Source organism: Vibrio tarriae (assembly GCF_002216685.1).
Lineage (GTDB): Bacteria > Pseudomonadota > Gammaproteobacteria > Enterobacterales > Vibrionaceae > Vibrio > Vibrio tarriae.
Window position 1 is genome coordinate 1101689 of the sequence record NZ_CP022353.1, and the last position, 19558, is coordinate 1121246.

The 19558-nt window shown below is 45.8% G+C and carries 13 protein-coding genes, 3 pseudogenes and 1 riboswitch; of the genes and pseudogenes, 6 read left to right on the plus strand and 10 right to left on the minus strand.

Annotation, left to right across the window (positions count from 1 at the left end; all coding sequences use genetic code 11):
• Nucleotides 1–4 precede the first annotated feature (4 nt).
• Both CEQ48_RS10755 and CEQ48_RS10760 read right to left on the minus strand, forming a co-directional pair.
• Nucleotides 5–1153 (minus strand): ABC transporter substrate-binding protein, encoded by a 1149-nt coding sequence (locus tag CEQ48_RS10755; protein WP_089071234.1) that lies wholly within the window; start codon nucleotides 1151–1153, stop codon nucleotides 5–7.
• A gap of 178 nt (nucleotides 1154–1331) precedes the next feature.
• On the minus strand, nucleotides 1332–1775 hold the full coding sequence (locus tag CEQ48_RS10760; RefSeq protein WP_032480285.1) for an META domain-containing protein: 444 nt from the start codon (nucleotides 1773–1775) through the stop codon (nucleotides 1332–1334).
• Nucleotides 1776–1921: 146 nt separating this feature from the next.
• Here CEQ48_RS10760 and CEQ48_RS10765 point away from each other — a divergent pair, with 146 nt between their 5' ends.
• Nucleotides 1922–2188, plus strand: coding sequence for a DUF1289 domain-containing protein (locus tag CEQ48_RS10765; RefSeq protein WP_000436139.1), 267 nt, complete (start codon nucleotides 1922–1924; stop codon nucleotides 2186–2188).
• A gap of 5 nt (nucleotides 2189–2193) precedes the next feature.
• Here the strand turns inward: CEQ48_RS10765 and CEQ48_RS10770 are convergent, their stop codons facing one another.
• From CEQ48_RS10770 to CEQ48_RS10790, 5 genes are all read right to left on the minus strand, one after another.
• Nucleotides 2194–2409, minus strand: a complete 216-nt coding sequence (locus tag CEQ48_RS10770) for a hypothetical protein (RefSeq protein ID WP_000828213.1) — start codon at nucleotides 2407–2409, stop codon at nucleotides 2194–2196.
• 164 nt (nucleotides 2410–2573) lie between these two features.
• Nucleotides 2574–3671: an ABC transporter permease gene (locus CEQ48_RS10775; protein WP_089071235.1), complete on the minus strand. Its 1098-nt coding sequence runs from the start codon at nucleotides 3669–3671 to the stop codon at nucleotides 2574–2576.
• Nucleotides 3668–4594: an ABC transporter ATP-binding protein gene (locus CEQ48_RS10780; RefSeq protein WP_089071236.1), complete on the minus strand. Its 927-nt coding sequence runs from the start codon at nucleotides 4592–4594 to the stop codon at nucleotides 3668–3670. The genes CEQ48_RS10775 and CEQ48_RS10780 overlap by 4 nt, the downstream gene beginning before the upstream one ends.
• 9 nt (nucleotides 4595–4603) lie before the next feature.
• Entirely contained in the window at nucleotides 4604–5551 is a 948-nt protein-coding gene (locus CEQ48_RS10785) for an HlyD family secretion protein (protein WP_089071237.1), read from the minus strand.
• A gap of 168 nt (nucleotides 5552–5719) precedes the next feature.
• Nucleotides 5720–6973, minus strand: coding sequence for an aromatic amino acid transport family protein (locus CEQ48_RS10790; protein ID WP_089071238.1), 1254 nt, complete (start codon nucleotides 6971–6973; stop codon nucleotides 5720–5722).
• A 335-nt stretch (nucleotides 6974–7308) separates the two neighbouring features.
• Here CEQ48_RS10790 and CEQ48_RS10795 point away from each other — a divergent pair, with 335 nt between their 5' ends.
• Nucleotides 7309–8172, plus strand: coding sequence for a DMT family transporter (locus tag CEQ48_RS10795; RefSeq protein WP_001260363.1), 864 nt, complete (start codon nucleotides 7309–7311; stop codon nucleotides 8170–8172).
• Nucleotides 8173–8254: 82 nt separating this feature from the next.
• Here the strand turns inward: CEQ48_RS10795 and mgtE are convergent, their stop codons facing one another.
• The gene (gene mgtE, locus CEQ48_RS10800) at nucleotides 8255–9607 is read right to left on the minus strand and encodes a magnesium transporter (RefSeq protein ID WP_198301259.1); all 1353 of its coding nucleotides are present in this window, start codon (nucleotides 9605–9607) and stop codon (nucleotides 8255–8257) included.
• Nucleotides 9608–9709: 102 nt separating this feature from the next.
• A riboswitch (M-box (ykoK) riboswitch) is annotated at nucleotides 9710–9879 on the minus strand.
• A 456-nt stretch (nucleotides 9880–10335) separates the two neighbouring features.
• On the opposite strand from mgtE, the pseudogene CEQ48_RS20620 reads away from it, so the two are divergent.
• From CEQ48_RS20620 to CEQ48_RS10815, 4 genes and pseudogenes are all read left to right on the plus strand, one after another.
• Nucleotides 10336–11464: pseudogene (locus CEQ48_RS20620) on the plus strand (transporter substrate-binding domain-containing protein); the annotation flags it as partial.
• Between the two features lie 71 nt (nucleotides 11465–11535).
• A pseudogene (locus CEQ48_RS10805) lies at nucleotides 11536–13776 on the plus strand (ATP-binding protein); the annotation flags it as partial.
• Nucleotides 13777–13780: 4 nt separating this feature from the next.
• Nucleotides 13781–15535 (plus strand): two-component system response regulator VieA, encoded by a 1755-nt coding sequence (gene vieA, locus CEQ48_RS10810; protein ID WP_089071240.1) that lies wholly within the window; start codon nucleotides 13781–13783, stop codon nucleotides 15533–15535.
• A gap of 15 nt (nucleotides 15536–15550) precedes the next feature.
• A pseudogene (locus CEQ48_RS10815) lies at nucleotides 15551–16080 on the plus strand (hypothetical protein); the annotation flags it as partial.
• 33 nt (nucleotides 16081–16113) lie between these two features.
• On the opposite strand, the gene CEQ48_RS10820 reads toward CEQ48_RS10815, so the two are convergent.
• A complete protein-coding gene (locus CEQ48_RS10820) occupies nucleotides 16114–18540 on the minus strand; it encodes a M9 family metallopeptidase (protein ID WP_089071241.1) in 2427 nt (808 codons plus the stop codon).
• 215 nt (nucleotides 18541–18755) lie between these two features.
• On the minus strand, nucleotides 18756–19499 hold the full coding sequence (locus CEQ48_RS10825; protein ID WP_089071242.1) for a MipA/OmpV family protein: 744 nt from the start codon (nucleotides 19497–19499) through the stop codon (nucleotides 18756–18758).
• Nucleotides 19500–19558: the final 59 nt, after the last annotated feature.

A 19558-nucleotide genomic window follows, 5' to 3' on the forward strand; every position in this document is an offset into this window, starting at 1 on the left:
GCCGTTACTTTAAGCTATTGCCGTAGCGCTTTTGCCATTCTGCTTCGAGCGCACTTTGCCAACTTGGGTGCGGTTCAGCAATCGCAGGAAATAGGATGGTATTTTTGGCACTGCCTGTCAGAAACTGAGGTTTCAGTACGGAAGGATCGCCCCAAATAGACAAATCCCCTTTGCGAGATTGCGCTTCGTCACTCAGTAGGAAATTAATCGCCACTAATGCACCTTCTTTTGCGTTGGCATTCCAAGGAATCGCTAAGAAGTGGATATTGGTTAAAGCGCCATTTTTCATTGCATAGCTTTGCGCAGTTGGTGCGAGTTTGCCAGTGGCTTGCGCTGAAAATACCGCATTCGGGTTAAACGTGATCGCGAGATCCAATTGACCATCATCCAGTAATTGCATCATCTGGGCAGAGCCTGCGGGGAACTGTTTGCCTTTGCGCCAAGCCACAGCATGTAACTCTTCCAAGTATTGCCATAGTGGTTGGGTGATCTGTTTAAACGTGGCAGGTTCTACGGCTTGATTCAGCTCCGGTGCATACTGAGTGAGTTCGATCAGGGCTGCTTTTAGGAAACTGGTACCATGAAACTCAGGGGGCTGTGGGTAGCTAATGCGGTTTGGAAAAGCCTTCGCATAGCTGAGCAGCTCAGCAAATGACTCTGGAGGATTGTTCACTTGCTGCTTATCATGAATAAACACCAATTGTCCGACGCCCCATGGTGCTTCTAGGCCTTCTGTGGGCTCTGAGAAATCGCTGTTAACGGGTAAGCTTTTGTCGACTTTTTGCCAGTGAGGTAAATCCTCGACAAATGGCCCGTAGAGTAGCTGATTACTTTTCATCGATTTGAAGTTTTCACCGTTAATCCAAACCAAATCGACACTGCCTTGCTCATTTTTTCCTGCCGCTTTTTCTGCGATCAAACGGGTAGTCGTTTCGGCGATATCCGTTACTTTCACATGCTGCAAGGTGACGCCATAGCGGGATTTGAGTAGGTCAGCAGACCAACGCAAGTAGCTGTTAATCTCTTGGCTGCCACCCCAAGCATGGAAATAAACCGTTTGTCCACGGGCTTTCTCGGTAATCTCTTCCCATGATTGTGCAGAAACGCTAAATGTGAGGGCGCAGGTCGTGAGAAAAGTCAGCATTTTTTTCATGAATTGTCCTTAATAATTCAATTTTATTGTGTATCTAGACCGAAGATTGGTTCCTTGTCTTTCATTATGAAGGAAAAAAATCAAAATGCTTGGTTTGCTTGCGTTAAGTGCGGGAAAAGGAAATAAAAAAGGCAGCCTGATGAGCTGCCGTTACACTTAATATTTGCCTAAGAGCGGGTTATTTTACCCAGTCACGCAGGGTAAACGTTAGCGTGTGAACATCGTTCTTCAGCGTCAGCGTATCTTTGGTCAGGGTGATCTGGCTCCAGTCGGTCAAGGTTTGTGACACGGCTTGCTCAGTATCCATGGCATCACCAATACACATTTTCATGGTCATGCCCATTTTCTCAATGCGGAATTGGTTATCTTTGAGTTCAGCCTTACCAAAGAAGTTATTACAGCCGGCATTCCCGCTGGCCATCATCTGTTCACCGATCTCCAAACGTGGTGCTTGCTCGTGTTCGCTTTTCACCACATCTTTGCCATCAATTTGAGTCAGTTGCCAATTATGGTGTTGAAGATCTTGAGCGGTAATCTGCACGGCATCACCATTGCTTGCACAAGCTGTCATCAATACAGGAAGGGTGATTGCGGCAAGTAATGATTTTGAACTAAGCTTCATATTATTCACTCCGAATGTGGAAACCCGCACAGTATAGTGAATAAAACACTGTTTTTGTCAGCATAAGGTCATGGTTTATATGAAACTTTGAACCTAGTCGCCTTATAAGCCACTACGAAGCCAGTAGAAAAGGATGTGATTCACCTATGGAGCAATTGGAGTTTTTCAATATTGTCAGCCCTTGCATTGGGGTATGCAGTGTCGATGAGAAAGGCTATTGCAAAGGTTGTTTACGTAAGCGTGAGGAGCGTTTTGAGTGGCTGAGCATGACTCCTGCGCAGCAATTACATGTGATTAAACTCTGTCGGCAACGTTATCGCCGTAAACAGCTGGAGGCGCGTGGTCAGAGCAAAACGGAAAATCTGAGCGAGAGTACAGTACCGCCGACTGACGCTCAGCAGACTCTGTTTTGACCTGTCTATTCAGACCACAAATCACTGACCCAACCTCCTACTTGATCATCGAAATGGTTGCCCGCAAATTTACGCGGTTCATTAGCACTCGGATCTTTTACTTGGGTCATCATTTCATAAATGTAGCGAGCCATGGGATCGCTGCAGCTTTCTACTTGTTGCTTACGAGTGGCGACCTCTCTTATCAGCTTTAGACGATAACTCTTGCTATTGCGTTTCATTGGCAAACCTCCAATTGTTGAGCGACTGAGTTTAAAAGTTAGAACTCAGTCACACTATCGTCAATGGTCATTTGCCGTACATTTTCTAATGCTATTCTTGCGCTCTATTTCGCTATCTCGTTCATATTTTTCGGTGCTATCACTCTGTTTGCCCCAATAGAGGGCTAATCGAGCGATTTTTTAAAGCGTAGCGCAGCCAGCATCAATCCAAAGAGAGTAAAGAGCGCGAGCCAGAGCGTATCGCGCCACAAGTCAGCTAAATCTGCCCCACGTAATACAATGCCACGGATCAAACGCATAAAGTGAGTCGCGGGGAGTAGTTCAGAGAGCCATTGTGCCGCGGTAGGCATTCCTTCATACGGAAACATGAATCCGGAGAGGAGAATGGAAGGAAGTAGAATAAATACCGTCATCTGCATGGCTTGGAGTTGGGTGTTGGCGATGGTGGAAATGACTAAACCCAAGGTCAAACTGGCAGAAATGAAGAGTAAAGTGCCGAAGAGAATTTGGCTTAACGCGCCATTAATCGGAACGGCAAAAATAAAATGCCCTAAACCAAGAATAATCGCCACTTGGATCAAACCAACAAAAATGTACGGGACGATTTTTCCTATCATCAACTCAATGGAATGGACAGGAGTGGTGATCAAAAGCTCCAAATTGCCCCGTTCGCGCTCACGCACAATTGCTGCACTGGTAAACAAGATCATGGTCATGGTTAAGATAACCCCGAGTAAGCCGGGAACGATATTCACCGCAGAACGGCGGCTGGGGTTGTAAAGTAAAGTGATTTCAAAAGTGGGGGTTAAAAGTTGGATGCCGAGGGTAGGAAAATCGGTAAGCGGCATATTTTTTAGCCCTAACAGCGCGCCTGCGATCATGGTATCTGAACCATCAATCAACCATTGCCCTAATTCACGTTGTTGTTGGCTGCGTGCGACCAGATCGCTCGGCAAGATCAGCGCTGCGCGAATATCACCACTGGCAATCGCTTTTTCCGCCTCATTAACCGCGAAATAGTGCTGCTTGACGTCAATGACTTGAGTGACTTTGACGGATTCCACAAGTAACCGACTGAATGAGGAGTCGCTTTGATCCACCACGCCAATCGGTATATTGCGCACATCGGTATTAATCGCAAAACCAAACAGTAAGAGTTGAATGAGTGGGATCATCACAACCATGCCAAAAGTAATGCGATCGCGTGATAACTGACGAAACTCCTTCACCAAGACCGCTTTAATGCGAAACAGGCTGTTCATTGTCGCCCCTTACCTGTGACGGTAACAAAGACATCTTCCAAGCTCGGCCGCGCAAGGGTTAATTCTGCAGCGGCCAATTGAGGAAAGGTATGGCGAAGCCATAGGATAGGGTCAATAACGTCACGATGGACTAGTACGCGTAAGCGAATGCCGAGCTGTGCAGCTGAGCGAACTTGCGAAAAATTGAGCAACTGCTCTTTTAGACTCCGCAGCGCCGGAGCTTTTATTTCCACCACATTTACCCCCATCTGCTGCATCAATTTTTCAGGCTCATCGTCAGCGCGAATTTCCCCCGCTTCCATAATGGCCAAACGGTGGCAGCGCTCAGCTTCATCCATATAGTGCGTGGTCACCAGAATCGTGGTGCCTTGCGCGGAAAGGTCAAACAATTGCTCCCAAAACTCACGGCGGTTCTCTGGATCAACCGCAGACGTAGGTTCATCAAGAAACAGTAACTCAGGGTTATGCATAGTTGCAGCGGCCAATGCCAAACGCTGTTTTTGTCCACCACTCATGCCTGAAACACGCTGCTTACGTCGTTCATCTAAACCATAAGTTTTGAGTTGCGCTTGGGTGCGCTGTTGTAATGTACTGCGATTCATACCGAAAATCTGGCCGATAAACTGCAAATTTTCTTGCACCGTAAGGTCGTCATACAGAGAGAATTTCTGCGTCATATAGCCAATTTTCAAACGCAGCAGTTCGGATTGCTTGGGAATCGAGAGCCCAAGTACGTTGACCTGCCCTGCGGTAGGCTGCAGCAAACCAGTTAACACGCGAATCGTGGTCGATTTCCCGCAACCATTAGGCCCTAAAAATCCGTAAATGCTGCCGCGTTCTACTTTTAAGTTAATGTTTTCTATGGCAGTAAAGTGCCCAAATTGTTTGGCGACATTTTCGGCATGGATGGCGTAATCGCTCATTGTGGCTCCTTACGGCAAATCGACTTGGGCGGGCAAACCCGATGGCAGGTCCATCGCACTTTCAGGCAGATCCACTTCGGCCAAATACATCAAACGTGAGCGCTCTTTTTCTGTTAACGCATAGTAAGGAGTAAAAGAAGGCTCATTCGCGACCCAGCGAATTTTGCCTTGATATTGATCTTTTATGCCGTCCACATGCACGGTCACCGTTTGGCCAACCACAAACGCTGCGAGGTGAGTTGCGGGCACATAAACCCGCGCGTACGGTAAGCGGTCGGCTTGCACAATCGCGACCACAGCATTGTTCGCTACGCGTTCACCAAGATGGTAAGGGAGACTATCGAGAATGCCATCGCGGGTGGCAAGGATAGTCAATTCATCGAGTTTTTGTTGTTGCAAGGTGACATTGGCTTGGGCTACGGCCAGTTCGGCTTTGGCTTGTTCTATGTCTTCGATTCGAGCTCCAGCGGTCAATTTAGTGAATTCTTCATGTGCCGACGCCAACTCTGCTTGCGCAGAATCACGCGCCGAGCGTGCAGCATCCACTTCCGATTGACTGATCAACCGTTTTGCCCCCAACTCTGCTTTACGGTTTAGTGTCAATTCAGCTTCTTTGTGTTGCGCCCGTGCTTTCGCGACGCGAGCTTGGGCAACGGCGATATCTTCGGGTCGCTCGCCGTTCGTCAGTTTATTCAATGAGGCCTGAGCTTTGGCTTGTTGTGCCAATGCTTGAGTCAATAGGGTCGTTTGGATCTGGCTATCGAGCTTGACCAGCACATCACCGACTTTAACGTGCTCGCCTTCTGCGATGGGAAGTTCACGAATGATTTCGTTACTGGTTGTGCTGAAAGTGATGCGATCGCGCTCTAGGGTTCCTAATGCTTGAGGTGGGTTTTCTGCACTACAAGCACTGAGCAGCAACGCCAATAGGCTTGCTATTGAGAGAGATTGAATCATGTGTCCACCGCCATTGTGCTCAATAACCTACACCTAAGTGTATGTTGTGATAAAGGATTGTTGCACTGATTATTGGCCAACTCTGTGACAGGTTGAACTGGATTTATTCATCAGAAATGAAGCAGTGTGGAATTTGGCTCCCAACTGGGAGCCAATAGCGCAGGAAATTTAGCGAAGTAAACTGTAGAGCAAAGCCGAAACGGCGAGCAATCCAATCAGTAACACGAAGAAAGTGCTGAAACGTTTTTGGTGTTCACGCAGGGCGGGCACTTTGAAGACGGCAATCATCGGCATAATGAACAAAATCATTGCGATGACTGGGCCCGAAAGCGCCTCCATCATGCCCAAAATGCTTGGGTTGAGGATTGCAGCGATCCAGATGGTGACAAATAAAAAGCCGATGGTGAGACGTTCCGCCAAACGTAGTGATACCCCTAAGTTTTTGGTCAGTAGGCCAGATAAACTTTCACGCGCCCCTAAGAAGTGGCCGAGGAAAGAAGAGGTGATGGCGATGAAGGCGACCAGTGGCCCGAGCGTCGCGATGAATGGGTTGTCAGTGACATTGGCCAGATAAGTCAGCACCGAAACGTTTTGCGCTTTGGCTTCTTGCAGTGCTTGTGGCGAAAGAGCAAGTACACAAGAGAAGACAAACAGCAACACAAACAAAATTAAGATCACGCTAGTGTGGCGCAGAATCTGCTCAGACTTTTGATCGGCTTGTTCACCATAATGACGACGCTGGATATTGGCAAAACTTGAAATGGCCGCAGCATGGCTGAATGAGAACACCACTACCGGTACGGCCAGCCATACAGTGTGCAGAAAATCGCTGGTTTGCGGAAAATCAAACGAAGGCATTGACCAGTAAGGGATCAAATACAGCGAGAGTAGGGCAAGGATCGCCGCCAGCGGATAAACCATCACAGCAAATGCGCGGAGCATAATTTTTTCGCCACTGAGCATGATAGCGATAAGCCCAAACACTAAAGCACCAGAAAGTAGTGCGCGTGGCGGCGATACCATGTCCGCTTGGTTAACCAAGAAACTATCGACTGTGTTGGTAAGGCCAACACCGTAAATAAGCAGAATAGGAAAAATCGATAAAAAATAGAGTAGGGAAATCAATCGGCCAGCATTTTGGCCAAAATGTTCTTCCACCACATCAGTAAAATCGGCATTTGGACGACGTGATGAAAGTACAAAACGCGCCAGTCCACGATGCGAAAGATAGGTCATAGGAAAGGCTAAGACTGCCATCAGCACCAGCGGCCAGAATCCGCCTAAACCAATATTGATCGGTAAAAATAAAATCCCTGCACCTACTGCTGTACCGAATAAGCTCAGTAACCAATAGGTATCATGTTGAGTCCATTTTGAGGAACGGGCAGCACTAAAATGGGTCACTTCCTGAGAGTCTTTCACTGAAATCTCACTTCTATAAAAATAATAATGTGGCGAATCCTACTCCTATTAGTGGTTATGATCATTTTGCGACACTGGTCATAATCACTGAAATTTTCCGTATGTGCTTAGTTTGCAAACTATGAAAAATTGAAAAACTCAGGTTATTAATCTAAGTTTGTGGTTTTTATTTGAAACTAAATACTAAAATTTTATGTTTTTTAGTAAATTTGATTTTTCGCTCGATTTTTGCTCAATGATAGGTGAGTCGATGCCTAAAGGGAACCGACGCTGGTATGCGGCACGCTTTTCGCGCACAATCGCTGTCATAACTCTTCTTATCAATCACATGAACCATGCGTACTCGTTTTCCTGCTGAATTGCTGCTTGTTGTGACCACCTTATTAGCTGCGGGAGGCTGGGTTTTCTCGAAGCAAGCGATTCAAGAATTGCCCCCGTTTGGCTTTATTGGCTTACGCTTTATCGCGGCCTCGCTTTGTTTGTTGCCATTTTGCTTGAATGCGTTGAAACAAGCCTCACGGCAAGCCTGTTTTCAATCGATGGGGGTCGGGGTTTTACTCGCCGCGTCACTTTTTTGTTGGATCCATGCCATTTCAATCAGTGATACCTTGGGTGAGGGCGCGTTTATCATGAGCCTCTCTATGTTGTTTGTGCCGCTATTGGCATGGCCGATTTTCGGACAGCGACCGATTCGTGCCTTTTGGCTTTCACTGCCCGTGGCGGTCGTGGGACTATTTTTGTTGGCATGGAATGGCACTTGGCAATTTGCCGCGAATCAGTTGTGGTTTTTAGCGGCCTCGTGTTGTTTGGCGCTGCACTTTAACTTCAATAGCCGCTTTTCAAGCCAGCTTCCGCCTATGTTATTGACGACCTTACAATTGTTTACTGCAGGCTGTTTGGGTATCACGTTATCTTGGTTAACTGAAAGTTGGCCTGCGACCATCAGTCTAGTGACCTGGAAGTGGTTTGCATTGAGTGTGTTGCTGGCCACTAGCTTGCGGTATTTAATGCAAACCATGGGACAAAAGAGTGCCAATCCGACGAATGCGGCGCTACTGATGCTGCTGGAGCCGGTGTGGACGTTAGTGTTAAGTGTGGTGATTTACCAAGAAACCATGCCATTTAACAAAATGTTGGGCTGTGGATTTCTGTTAGCCTCTTTGCTGTTGTATCGAGTCAGCTTGCTGCGTTTGCGGTAACTACGGAGCAGACCAAAAGGCCTTATACCACACCGCCAGCATGATGCTGGCGGTGTTCGTTATCCATTCAATCCAATACGGATTAAGCCAATTCAGGCAAGATCAGTTTGGCGATTTCAAAGTAGATGATAAGGCCAGTACCATCGACTAAGGTCGCGATGAATGGTGCGGAGACTACCGCTGGGTCGACATTCATACGGCGCAGTACCAGAGGAATGACCGATGATACCAGCGCGCTCCATAGCACTATTGCCAGAATCGTTAGCATCACCACCAAACCGATTTCAGGGCCGACACCCAGCGTCCAAGCACGGATCCACGCAGCCATTGCCATCGCCAGTGCAACCAGTGTGCTGGTTGACAATTCTTTGCGAAGTACGGTGCCAAGATTGCGTAAACTCACTTCACCGACAGCCATGGCGCGCACTATGGTGGTGGTAATTTGCGTACCACTGTTACCACCGGTACCGATAAGTAGCGGAATAAAGAAGGCGAGGGCGATCGCCGCTTCCAACTGCTCCTCAAAAGAGCGTAAAACCGTGCCCGTGTAGGCTTCCGCCACAAACAGTACCAAAAGCCAGACGATGCGTTTTTTCCACAATTGCCAAGGTGACGTTTGTAGATAGCTCGCATCAAGTGGCATGGAGCCACCTTGCATTTCAGCATCTTCCGTGGTTTCTTTTTCTAAGATACTGACCGCTTCTTCCAGATGGAAAAAACCGACTAACTGCTGCTGATGTACGACGGGCAGCACCGATAAGTTATGCTCAAGCAGCAGACGCGCCGCTTGCTCTTGGTCAAGATCGGCATCGAGAGTCAGACATTGTGGCTCAATAAGGTCACTCAACGCTTGATCGGAATGCGCCATCAGCAGCGCTTTAGGATCAATCGCCCCAAGCAGCAAACCATGTTGATTGACGACGTAAAGACGGTGGCGCGCTTGTGAATCGCCCCAAGATTCATATAGCACCTCTTTCGCTTCAACCACAGTTTGTGATTCAAGCAGAGCCAGACGCTGCGTGTGCATATGTGCGGCAACGCTCTCTTCTCCCCAGCGCAGACGTTCACGATAACGCTCCGCATTGATCGGATTCATCATGTTGAAAACGCCATGCAGCTCATCTTCATTTAAGCTACGTAAGGCTTTTTCGACAACGCGAGGATTGGCGTAAGCCAAGCCAAGATTGAGGGCGTTGCTATCCATAACACACAGTAAATGGCCTGCACGCGGAGCTGATAGCAACAGGATCAGTTCAGCCAGTTGTTCCCCTGTGAGCTGTTGTAAAGCAAAATGAATTTCTTGTTCGGTGAGTTTGAACAGTTTTTCCACCCACTTATCGCGACGTGAAGAGTGCGCGAGTTTGCGAGCAAATTCATTGAGTTGTTTCAGTTGTGCTGCCGCAACAACAGAGTGGTTTGTTTTCATTACATTCATCACACATACCTCATGTGACTCAGGACAGACCTGAATTGTTTGAACTTTGATGCAAGAAAACAGCAGTAATTGGACGAGCGAAAAGGAAATGGTATGAAAAAGGCTTCATCCCCGAGTCCCAGCTTCAGCACTGCACAACGTATTCGCTCACGCGAAAGCCACTTGGGTTAACACCTTAATCCGATGAAAACTGTCCTGATCTTGGGCATCTCTGGATGTCGTGAGATCAGTGGCCTATGTTTGTACAGGAGCCTCGCCTAACGAGATGCTGTAATTACACAGTGTGTTCATGATTTGAACGGCCCGAATCATAACGTCAGCATTATTAAATAAGCAAGATTGTTTTTTGTCAGTAATGTCATTAATAAGTCAATTTGTTATTTTAATAGGATTGAAAATTCACTATATGAATTGCTGATTTTTTGATCTGTTAATTAGTGAATGTTTGATTGTTTAGATTATCTACTGTGTCTAATTAAATTTATATAATTTGAAATATATCTTCACATTATAGGTTTCTGATTGATCATTTCTGCATAAATAGATTATTATTTCCGCAAATTTTGATTCATACTTCGAGTAGACTTTTGTTATTACGCTTTATTGCCCTCGCATTTTTTTTATTTATTTCATCTTCTGCAAATTCGGCTGCATATTTAGATGCAACAGAACAAAGCTATCTACGCCAAAAATCTCAATTAACAATTGCTGTATTGAAAGAAGTGTGGATGCCGTATTGGGGTGGACTTGATGGTCTGCCTATGGGGATTGAACATGATTTTGCTACTGGTATCGCAACAGAGCTGGGAGTAGAGATACGCTACAAAGGCTACGATACGATTGAAGCTCTACTCGATGGGGTCAAATCAGGCCAGGCTGATATGGTGATAGGGTTTGGTAAAACTGAGCAACGAGAAGGGGATTTTTTATTTTCCGAACCCTTATATGAAAATGTGCGTGTTATTTGGTTGCGTGAGAAAGATCTAGCTAAACAACCATTTGAAAATCTTAAATGGGCATGTATTCAAGGAACTTCTTATTGTGATTTAATTATGGAACGTGGTTATAAGAACCTTCTTATGGCCAGAAATTACAGCAGCTCGGTAGAAATGATTCGCCAAGGTATTGCAGACGCGACCATCACTAACTACGTATCGCTGAATTCCTTTTTGAGTAAAAACCGGATCTCGAGTGGACAAGTTGTTTTTGATGAAAAGCTCGGTACTCAAATTAACCGAGTATTAATTAATATTCGAGAGCCTATTCTATTAAGTGCTATAAATAAAGTTATTAAAGCAGATAGGTTAGGTTTAACTCAAAATAAATTAAATTCACTTGATGTGTATTTTTTAAATGATCAGGAAAATTTAAAACTCTTAAGAAATGAAAACACTAATAAAGTGGTTAAATATACGATTAATGATAATGCTTTTCCACTTTCTTATTGGGATGATAAAGAAAAACGATATAAAGGTTATGTTCATGATCTGTTAGAACGTATCGATTTTAGAAGTATTCTTGAATTTGAATTCGTCCCTGCTAACGGCAGAAGTGTTGATGAAATGCTGCATCATGGTGTTGTCGATATTATTCCAGCCTACAATGCATCTAATATTGATTCTCGAGACCTTCTCTCGGTTGGTTCATATGACTACCTCTCATTCTGTTATATCGAAACACTCGTACCATATTCAGAGAAGAAATTGGCAGTTTTTGACCGGACTGGCAATTTTTATCATTATTTGTATACACAAGGGAGAATAAAGTCTGCGCCAGTCTATCATGATGCTGATGAGCTCATGCGAGCCCTTAAGACAGGTGAGGTTACGCATGCCATGGTGAATAAGTCATTGATTAGTCATTGGGTAGCAGAGTTCGGTTCAAATGTTTTTAAGCGTGCAGATGAATCAGGAATGCATGATATCAATGTCGATGTCACTATGGTTCTTCGTAAAGACTCTGCGGCTTTACAGAATATGATGCATAAAGTACTAGCTACCTTTACTCCTCAAGAAATAGATGAAATGAAATCAAAATATAACAAGGTTACGGTGAATTATGGCTTTGATAAAAGACAAGTTATCATCTATGTTCTAATTGCAGTTTGTATTTTATTAACAATAGGATTTGTTTTTACTTTGTGGGTGGCACGTTTGCGTGGCTTATTGATTAACACCCAACATGTTGCCAAACTCTCTACGCACCAAACTCAATGGCTAACAGAATTACTCGATGCTATTCCAAGCATGATCTTTATTTCTGATAATAAGGGTGAAGTTGTACTCACTAATGCAAACTACCGAAAAAACTTTCAAGTTTGTGGCGATAACGACTGTTTTAATCGACGCTCAGATTGCTCCTTTATTGCCTTGCCAGAAGGGCTTGATGCCGAATATTCACTAGTGATACAAGCCCCAGAAGCGAATTGTTCAATTGGCGGGCATTTTTTCCATGTTATTCGCCGAGCCATTTCTCACCCGATCAATCAAAGGCAATACTATCTCACACTGTTTAACGATATCACTGAGTTGAAAGAAACCGAGCAAGCTCTACGCCAATCCAATGAGCAAGCGTTACAGGCGGTAGAAGCGCGAAATCATTTCTTGGCAGTCGTCAGTCATGAATTACGTACCCCGATTGCGGCGATGCTGGGACTGATGGAGATTTTGGCTTCACGTTTAAAAAGCAGCGAAAGCCAACTGCTGTTGACCAATGCGATAAGCTCGGCAGAGCGTTTGAAATTACACGTTAACGATATTTTGGATTTCTCAAAGATAGAGGCGCAGCAGTTACAGCTGGATATTGGGCTGTACAATTTAGCCGATGAACTTGGGCCGTTATTGCGTGGATTTGAAGCCAGTGCCCAGCTCAAAGAGATTGAGTTTGATGTGATTTGGTCGCCGAATTCGTTACTGCTTGCGAACTTCGATGCCTTGCGTTTTAACCAGATCGTGACCAATCTTCTTTCTAATGCGATCAAATTTACTGACCAAGGACGAGTGGTTTTTAAAATCGACGTTTCCCCTGAGGTGTTAACTATCGTGGTCGAAGATACCGGTTGCGGTATGACCCAGACACAAATCGATTCGCTGTTTGTTCCTTTTGTGCAAGCTGACAGCACAATCACTCGTCGCTTTGGTGGAACAGGCTTAGGTATGTCGATTGTCGCCAACCTGATTGAACTGATGAATGGCAAGATTGAGGTGAAGAGTGAGTTTGAGCAAGGGACGCAAATCAAAGTGAACTTGCCTCTTGTGACGCAAACTTGTGATGAGTTTCGTGGGCAAGTCGTTGCTATGTCTTATCGATCCCCTTATATGCTGTGGGCTAAAGCGCTGGGAATGCGAGTGGAAGAGAATGAAGAGTGGGTCGAGCAGAGTGGCCACAATATTTATCCAGATTTGCTGCTCAATAGGCTCAGAGAGGTCTCCAATCTGACTCAGGCTCAAGCTGAGCCTGCCCATTCTCGTTTGCTACAAGGTCACGTATTAGTGGCCGATGATGATGCGATTAACCGTTTATTGATCAAAAAACAGCTCAGTGAACTTGGTTTGAGTGCCACCTTGGTGAGTGATGGATTGCAAGCTTTCGAAAAGCTCTCGCAACATCCTGAGCAGTATGATTTGTTGATTACTGACTGCCATATGCCACATCTTGATGGGTTTGCTTTAACGCGAAAAGTGAAGCAAGAGATATCCCTATTTAAAGGCGCAGTTGTGGGTTGTACTGCAGAAGATTCGCGCCTAGCAGCGGAACAAGCTCTGCAAGCGGGTATGGATAAGGTGATTTACAAACCTTATACCTTAGCCAATTTGCGCAAAGTACTCAGTCGTTATCTCACAACGCAATGGGTCGCACTGCCTGAACAATCTTGGCTTGACGCTTACCAAGAAGAAGAGCGCGAAGAGATGGCTCTGGTGGTGGCTGAGTCACTTGCTCAAGATATCGCTTTACTCAATCAGCCAGACTGTGATGTCAAAGCACTGGCACATCGAATCAAAGGGGCAGCCGGCTCCCTTCAACTACAGCGGTTAGCCGATTTGGCTAAAACCGTTGAGAAACAAAACGATCCACAACAACTTGTGGCCGATAAGCAGCAACTGATCAATGCCATGCATGAAGTGGTCGAGCAGGCACAACAGTGGCTTCATCAGCATCAGAGCGAATAACGTTATGAAAATAATGATAGTAGAAGATGATCGAATTCAGGCGACGAGCCTGAAGCTCAAGCTAAGACAGCTTGGGTTGGATGACGTCATCTTGGCTGAAAACGGATTTGCTGCCTTAGAACTGTGTAACAAAGTGAGTATCGATTTGATGTTTTGCGATATTCGAATGCCGCAGATGGATGGGATCAGTTTGTTATCACAACTGAGTTTACAGGCACCTAAGATAGGTGTGGTGATACTCAGCGCGGTGGAAGATACGATTCTTGAGTTAACCCACAACATGTGTAGTTTGGCTGGATTTGCTTATGTTGATCGCTTACCTAAGCCCTACGAAGTGGAGGATTTACAGCGTGTTGTCGAGGGGTTTCAAAAGCAAACGGAGCCCGAAACCAGTCACAAACCTGCAATCACGCTAACCTGTGACGAGATTGAACAAGCTTTTTTGCACGATCATATTTTTAATTACTATCAACCACAGTTTGATTTTCGCAGTGGGGCGATGGTGGGCGTTGAAGCGCTAGTACGTTACGAGCACCCAACTCATGGCATGTTAAGCCCAGCAGTGTTTCTGCCTTTAATTGAGCAGTGTGGCTTGCATGAGAAACTCTTCCTTACTGTATTAGAAAAGTCGGTCTCTGCACTGGCCAGTATTGGTGCTGACTTGCAGCTTTCCGTCAACATCAGCCAGCGCAACTTGCAACACTCGATCTGTGATCCCATTCTCGCCATCTGTGAGCGGTATGGCTTTCCCGCAAGCAAACTGACTCTAGAGATGACAGAACATGAGGTGTACAACGGAACCCCGACCTCATTGGCCAACCTTGCTCGACTGCGAATGTATGGCGTTGGGCTATCGATTGATGATTTTGGTACGGGCTACGCGTCATTAGGTCAACTGGCTCAATTGCCTTTTACGGAACTCAAGATTGATCGCAGCTTTGTGCATGACTTGGCAAGCAACTACAAACACCAACAATTGACCAATATGTGTTTGTTGCTGGCTCAATCTTTGGGGTTGCACTGCGTCGTCGAAGGGGTAGAGAACGAAGAAACATGGCAATACTTACGTCAACTTGGGGTAGATACTTGCCAAGGTTACTACGCCGCTAAGCCAATGCCGATTGCTCAGTTGAGCGAGCTTTACACTAAAAATCGTCGTCAGTGTTTAGGTTGTCAAAGCATGGATGATGGCTGGCAAATCTTGCTGGTGGATAACCATATGCTCAGCGCCACGGCATTACAAAAAGTGCTCAATAAAGAAGAGAACGTCAGTAAGGTGTTTGTGGCACAAGATATTGAGCAGATGCTGCACAAACTGCGCGATTTACCGATCAACCAGCTGGTCGTCGAAAGTCGGTTTTTATCGACAATCAGTCCTGCGGCATTTCACGAGTTGCTTGAGCCTTACTATCGAGGAGCGATCTTGGTGCTGCATGATGGATTAACCGCTGAAACTCAACAGGATGACTCCAAAGCCATCGTCGTCAAAGCGAATACTTTGATGGAAACCAGTTCTCGGATCTTACAGCAAGCGCAGCAGAGCACTGTGCGCCCACAGGCGCAACAAGAAGAGCTTGCTCAGCTTTCTGAGCGAGAGTTGACGGTTGCGAAAATGTTAGTGGAAGGGCTGACAAATAAGGAAATCGCCCTACAACTCGATATCAATCAAAAAACCGTAAGCACTTACAAGACTAGGATTATGACCAAGTTAGGGATTAAATCGGCCATGGAATTGGTGCGTTTTGTAACATTAAAATAGTACCGAGAGTTATGGCGGTTCCTACTCTATGCGGCACGGCAAGCTGAATCGGCACAGCGAGATCAGTGGTTGCAAGAAGCGAAATCGATTCTGAAAGGGCTTTACGATAAAGGTCAGCATGAAGAGTTGTTGCCTCACTTGGAGTTAGTAACGGCACATTTAGCGATGGAAGAGGGTGAATTTGGGGTTTCGGTGGAGATCTTAAACAAGATTTATCGCGCTAAACCGTTCGAATTGTTTGAAGATCGCTACCATTTTAGGTGGCTACTTAATGTGATGGGTTTTGACTCTGAATTTGCAAAATGCATCAGCTGGTGTAATGCAACCCTGTTAAATCAAGAAACAGCAGACCATCGACTCGCTACTGGCCGACGGCATTCACGGAATCGGAAGCAGAACGCTTGTTGAGAAGTTGTAACCGTAACATTCGACAATTGATGAACGAAGCAGAATTGCAGCAAGATCAATATGATGAGCTATATCAAAAAGCGCTGAGATTCCGTAGCCGTTATCGTTTACAGCAAACCGAACCAGTTGAAGCGTAACCGCCCTCTACAGAGGGCGATTACGCCGTATCATCAGTCGAAATAGGCCACCATTTCGACCGTGTCGCCGAGTTGCTGTGCGTTTAATGAAAAGTGCACATACCCCTCCTGAGTCACGGGAATACGCAAATATTCATGATTGTCGGCATAGACTGAGGCGTGCTCAAACTGCTCTCGAGTTGGCCAATACGCTTTTGCTGCAAACAGGTCGACATTGCCTCGGTTTTGTTCTGAAGCGGTGAGCCATACTTGCACTTCACTGACGCCTTTTGGCACGTAGATGGCCACATAACGTTGTTGTTGAACGGTTAGGCTCTGGCTTTTACCCGCTTCTAAAACCACAGGAGCAAGATCATCTTTGACAGTCGGTTGCTCATTAGGCTGTTCGGTGACTAGGTGTGTGTTGAGGATGACTGCTGAGTAATCCGCACGTCCTGCAACACTCAAATAGTAGCGTCCGGGTTTGATGTAACCATTCTGCTCAGGTTTGAAGGTAATTTGCTCGTTGCTTCCATGGGTAAATTTCGTCACTTGATAATCATAGTAATGGGCAACCTGTTGGTAGCTCATATACAGATCGGCGTCTCCCTCTCCGGAGATCTGAACTTGGAACTCTCGGCTGTATTCTGGCACATCCACATAGAATAGATGCTCACTGTATGCCTTTCCTGTCAGTGTCAAGGAGGTATTGGCCACTAAGTGAGTGACCGCATTCGGTTGTGGATCTGGGTTAGGCTGTTCTGGATTATCTGGATTATCTGGATTATCGCGTTGCAATGTATCCAGCCAAGCGGAGAACTCGACGCTATAGCGTTCGCCCAACAATTTGACACTTTGTGACCACTGATCAAACTGCCCAGCGCGAGAGAGTGCCAGTAAGCTTTCCACGTCTTGCGGATGTTTTTCCAGCATAAAGCGCACGGCTAAGTAACCCCAGCGATAAATGCGGTTTGTGTCGTGCGAATAGGTAGTCGCAAACACATCAGAAAGGCTCAATTTACCTTGAGAGATGAGCTCAACCGCCGCTTGGTAGCTCTGTTTATAATGCATATATTCAGCGAAACCTTCTAACCACCACACAATATGACCATGGGCTAAGTTATCACTGAACGAACCATACTGGTTGAAGCGCGCATCCAGATAATGGGTGTACTCATGCTCTAAATTGAGGATCGACAAATCCGCGTCATTGGCATAACGATAAGCGACAAAACGTGCTTGATTGCTTTTATCCGCTGGGTTGCCTTCTAAATACTGTCCGCCATTGTCGGTGGTATTGCCAAATAAAAACGAAGAGTAATTGACATAGCTGCTGTTATTGGCAAATACCACTACTTCAACATGCTCATTGTGGTCGTCGGCGACAGGAGCAAATCCCGTGTTGGCCACTTGGTGGAAATCTTGCTCTTTTTGATTCAATACGTCACAGGCTTGGGCGGCTTGCGTATCCGAAAGATCTTGCGAGCGAATAATCGCAGGGCCTTGGCATTCAAAGCGGTTTGGCAAAATGCGTGCAGCTAAATCGCGCTTCGCAGCATCAAGGTCGATACCTTGTTCTTGCAGCCCTTCAGGTGCGTAAGATTGCAACATCTCGACGGCGGCTAGCCACAATTTGTCGTGTTTACTTCCTAAGGGATAGCGAGCAATCACTTGTTGCATGACATATAGTGCCTTTTGCTTGGTCGTTGCATCTGGGCTAATCAGTAAGCGGCCAGTTTCACGCAGAGCGTTGTAAACTAAAAACTCAGCGTCGGTTTCTAATGCCCACTCATTGTCCAGAGCGAATCGATACAAGGTATCAATATGTTGAGTATTGGAGGCTAAGTAGCGGTAAAACTCCGAGTTACCCACATGGCCAGACATAGCGCGGAATAAGTTATTTAAACCATCGACCCATTGCGTATCTTGCGCCGTTTCTCGATTGAAGCGGTGCAGGGCTAAGATCATGGCATCCATCGTCAGGGGCAATTGTTTGACGTTATCTACCATTAAACTTAGGCTCTTCATTGCGCCCACTTGTTCACGGCCTTGGTCAAAAGCATGCGGATGACGCAAAAAGCGGTCGATAGATTGAGCAAAGCGTTGACTGAGTGCTTGAGAGTAAGGTTCACGCCCTGCGTTGTAACGCACGTAATACGCTGCACGAATGAACTCACCATAGTTTTCTAAGCGACGAGCTTGCTGAGCCTCGCCGGTGTAACGAGCAATTTCAGCATTTAGCGCAGTGTGTAAATGCGCAAGAGAAGCTTCGCTATAGAGGTTATCCAAGGTTGCAACCGGTGCGTAAAACCATGAGTTGTAACAAGTTTGTGTCGCTGCAGCAATTTGCGCAGGAAGATCGCGCGCAGGCTGTAAATCTTGTATCTCACAAGCTGCTTGTGAATAGGAAGAGTAAGAAAAACCTGCGATGAAGCAAGCCAAAGCGATGGGATGACGTCGGACGCGTTTTTGAGGGTACACAGTAACACCTATTTATTATCAATATATTGAGGGTGTGGGTTATACGTCTCATCATTGATTCAGTGAAACCGAAATCATAAAAACTATGAGGTTGATTCAGAAAATAGAGCATGTACTCTATTTTCTGGTGGAAAAAATAAGCAGCCGCGAATCACTCAGAAGCTGTGTGACTAACTCTTAGATAAATAAGGATTTATTTCGGAATCTGTTAAATTTTAGAAGTTGAATGTATAGGCAGCACCTAACGTTACCGCCCACCCAAGGTCTCTTTGAAGTATTGGGCTAGTCGAATCATGATGTTCAAGTTCTAGCTTCGCAATGCTGATCCAGTTATTGCCTAAATCATAAATCCCAATTAATCCTGCTTGATAAACCCAAGTGCTTTTGGCGGTAAAAGCCGGTAAGCGGGAGCGAGAGGATTCTGATGGCGATACAGAATAAAGGTGTTGTGAAAGCTTAGCATCCCGATAGTCGACTTCCACATAGGGGGTGAGGGTTAGTTTAGGAAGTTCGGTGGCGTAGCTGCGGCTTAAATGCAATTGCACTTCGTAGCCGTCATGAACGCTAGTCACATCGTGCAGGTAAGTGATTCTGGCACCGACGGTTCCAAAAGTGATTCCCAGTTCACCGTTACCTTTGCGTTCATCAACACCTGAAGGGATCTTATCAAAATCTTGGCTTACTTCTGCAAAACGCCATTGGCCACTCAAACCAAACCAAGGGTGAAACAGGGTAAGGTTCGCAAGAGAGCCATCTACAAATCCATATTTGCCGTTATAAAACAGATTAGGTTCCAGCGATAAGCTTGCATTTTCTTCGTTTGCTAGAAACACCGACTCACCGTAAACCAAGCTACCACCGATGAAGCCGTAGTCATAATAGTCAGGCAAATCTGCCGAGTAACTGAAAGGGGCTGTGGCGGTGAGCGAGAGTGCCAGCAATCGAATAGTGCATTTCATAGACTTTGTCTCCTTGAAAAGGGTGATTTATCGGAGCGACTTGTTGTATTGCTCGGTTA

What these genes read in the sequence shown, in the direction of transcription:
- CEQ48_RS10755 (WP_089071234.1), bottom strand. Translation starts at nt 1,153, where the DNA reads ATGAAAAAAATGCTGACTTTTCTCACGACCTGCGCCCTCACATTTAGC.
- CEQ48_RS10760 (WP_032480285.1), bottom strand. Translation starts at nt 1,775, where the DNA reads ATGAAGCTTAGTTCAAAATCATTACTTGCCGCAATCACCCTTCCTGTA.
- CEQ48_RS10765 (WP_000436139.1), top strand. Translation starts at nt 1,922, where the DNA reads ATGGAGCAATTGGAGTTTTTCAATATTGTCAGCCCTTGCATTGGGGTA.
- CEQ48_RS10770 (WP_000828213.1), bottom strand. Translation starts at nt 2,409, where the DNA reads ATGAAACGCAATAGCAAGAGTTATCGTCTAAAGCTGATAAGAGAGGTC.
- CEQ48_RS10775 (WP_089071235.1), bottom strand. Translation starts at nt 3,671, where the DNA reads ATGAACAGCCTGTTTCGCATTAAAGCGGTCTTGGTGAAGGAGTTTCGT.
- CEQ48_RS10780 (WP_089071236.1), bottom strand. Translation starts at nt 4,594, where the DNA reads ATGAGCGATTACGCCATCCATGCCGAAAATGTCGCCAAACAATTTGGG.
- CEQ48_RS10785 (WP_089071237.1), bottom strand. Translation starts at nt 5,551, where the DNA reads ATGATTCAATCTCTCTCAATAGCAAGCCTATTGGCGTTGCTGCTCAGT.
- CEQ48_RS10795 (WP_001260363.1), top strand. Translation starts at nt 7,309, where the DNA reads ATGCGTACTCGTTTTCCTGCTGAATTGCTGCTTGTTGTGACCACCTTA.
- mgtE (WP_198301259.1), bottom strand. Translation starts at nt 9,607, where the DNA reads ATGAATGTAATGAAAACAAACCACTCTGTTGTTGCGGCAGCACAACTG.
- vieA (WP_089071240.1), top strand. Translation starts at nt 13,781, where the DNA reads ATGAAAATAATGATAGTAGAAGATGATCGAATTCAGGCGACGAGCCTG.
- CEQ48_RS10825 (WP_089071242.1), bottom strand. Translation starts at nt 19,499, where the DNA reads ATGAAATGCACTATTCGATTGCTGGCACTCTCGCTCACCGCCACAGCC.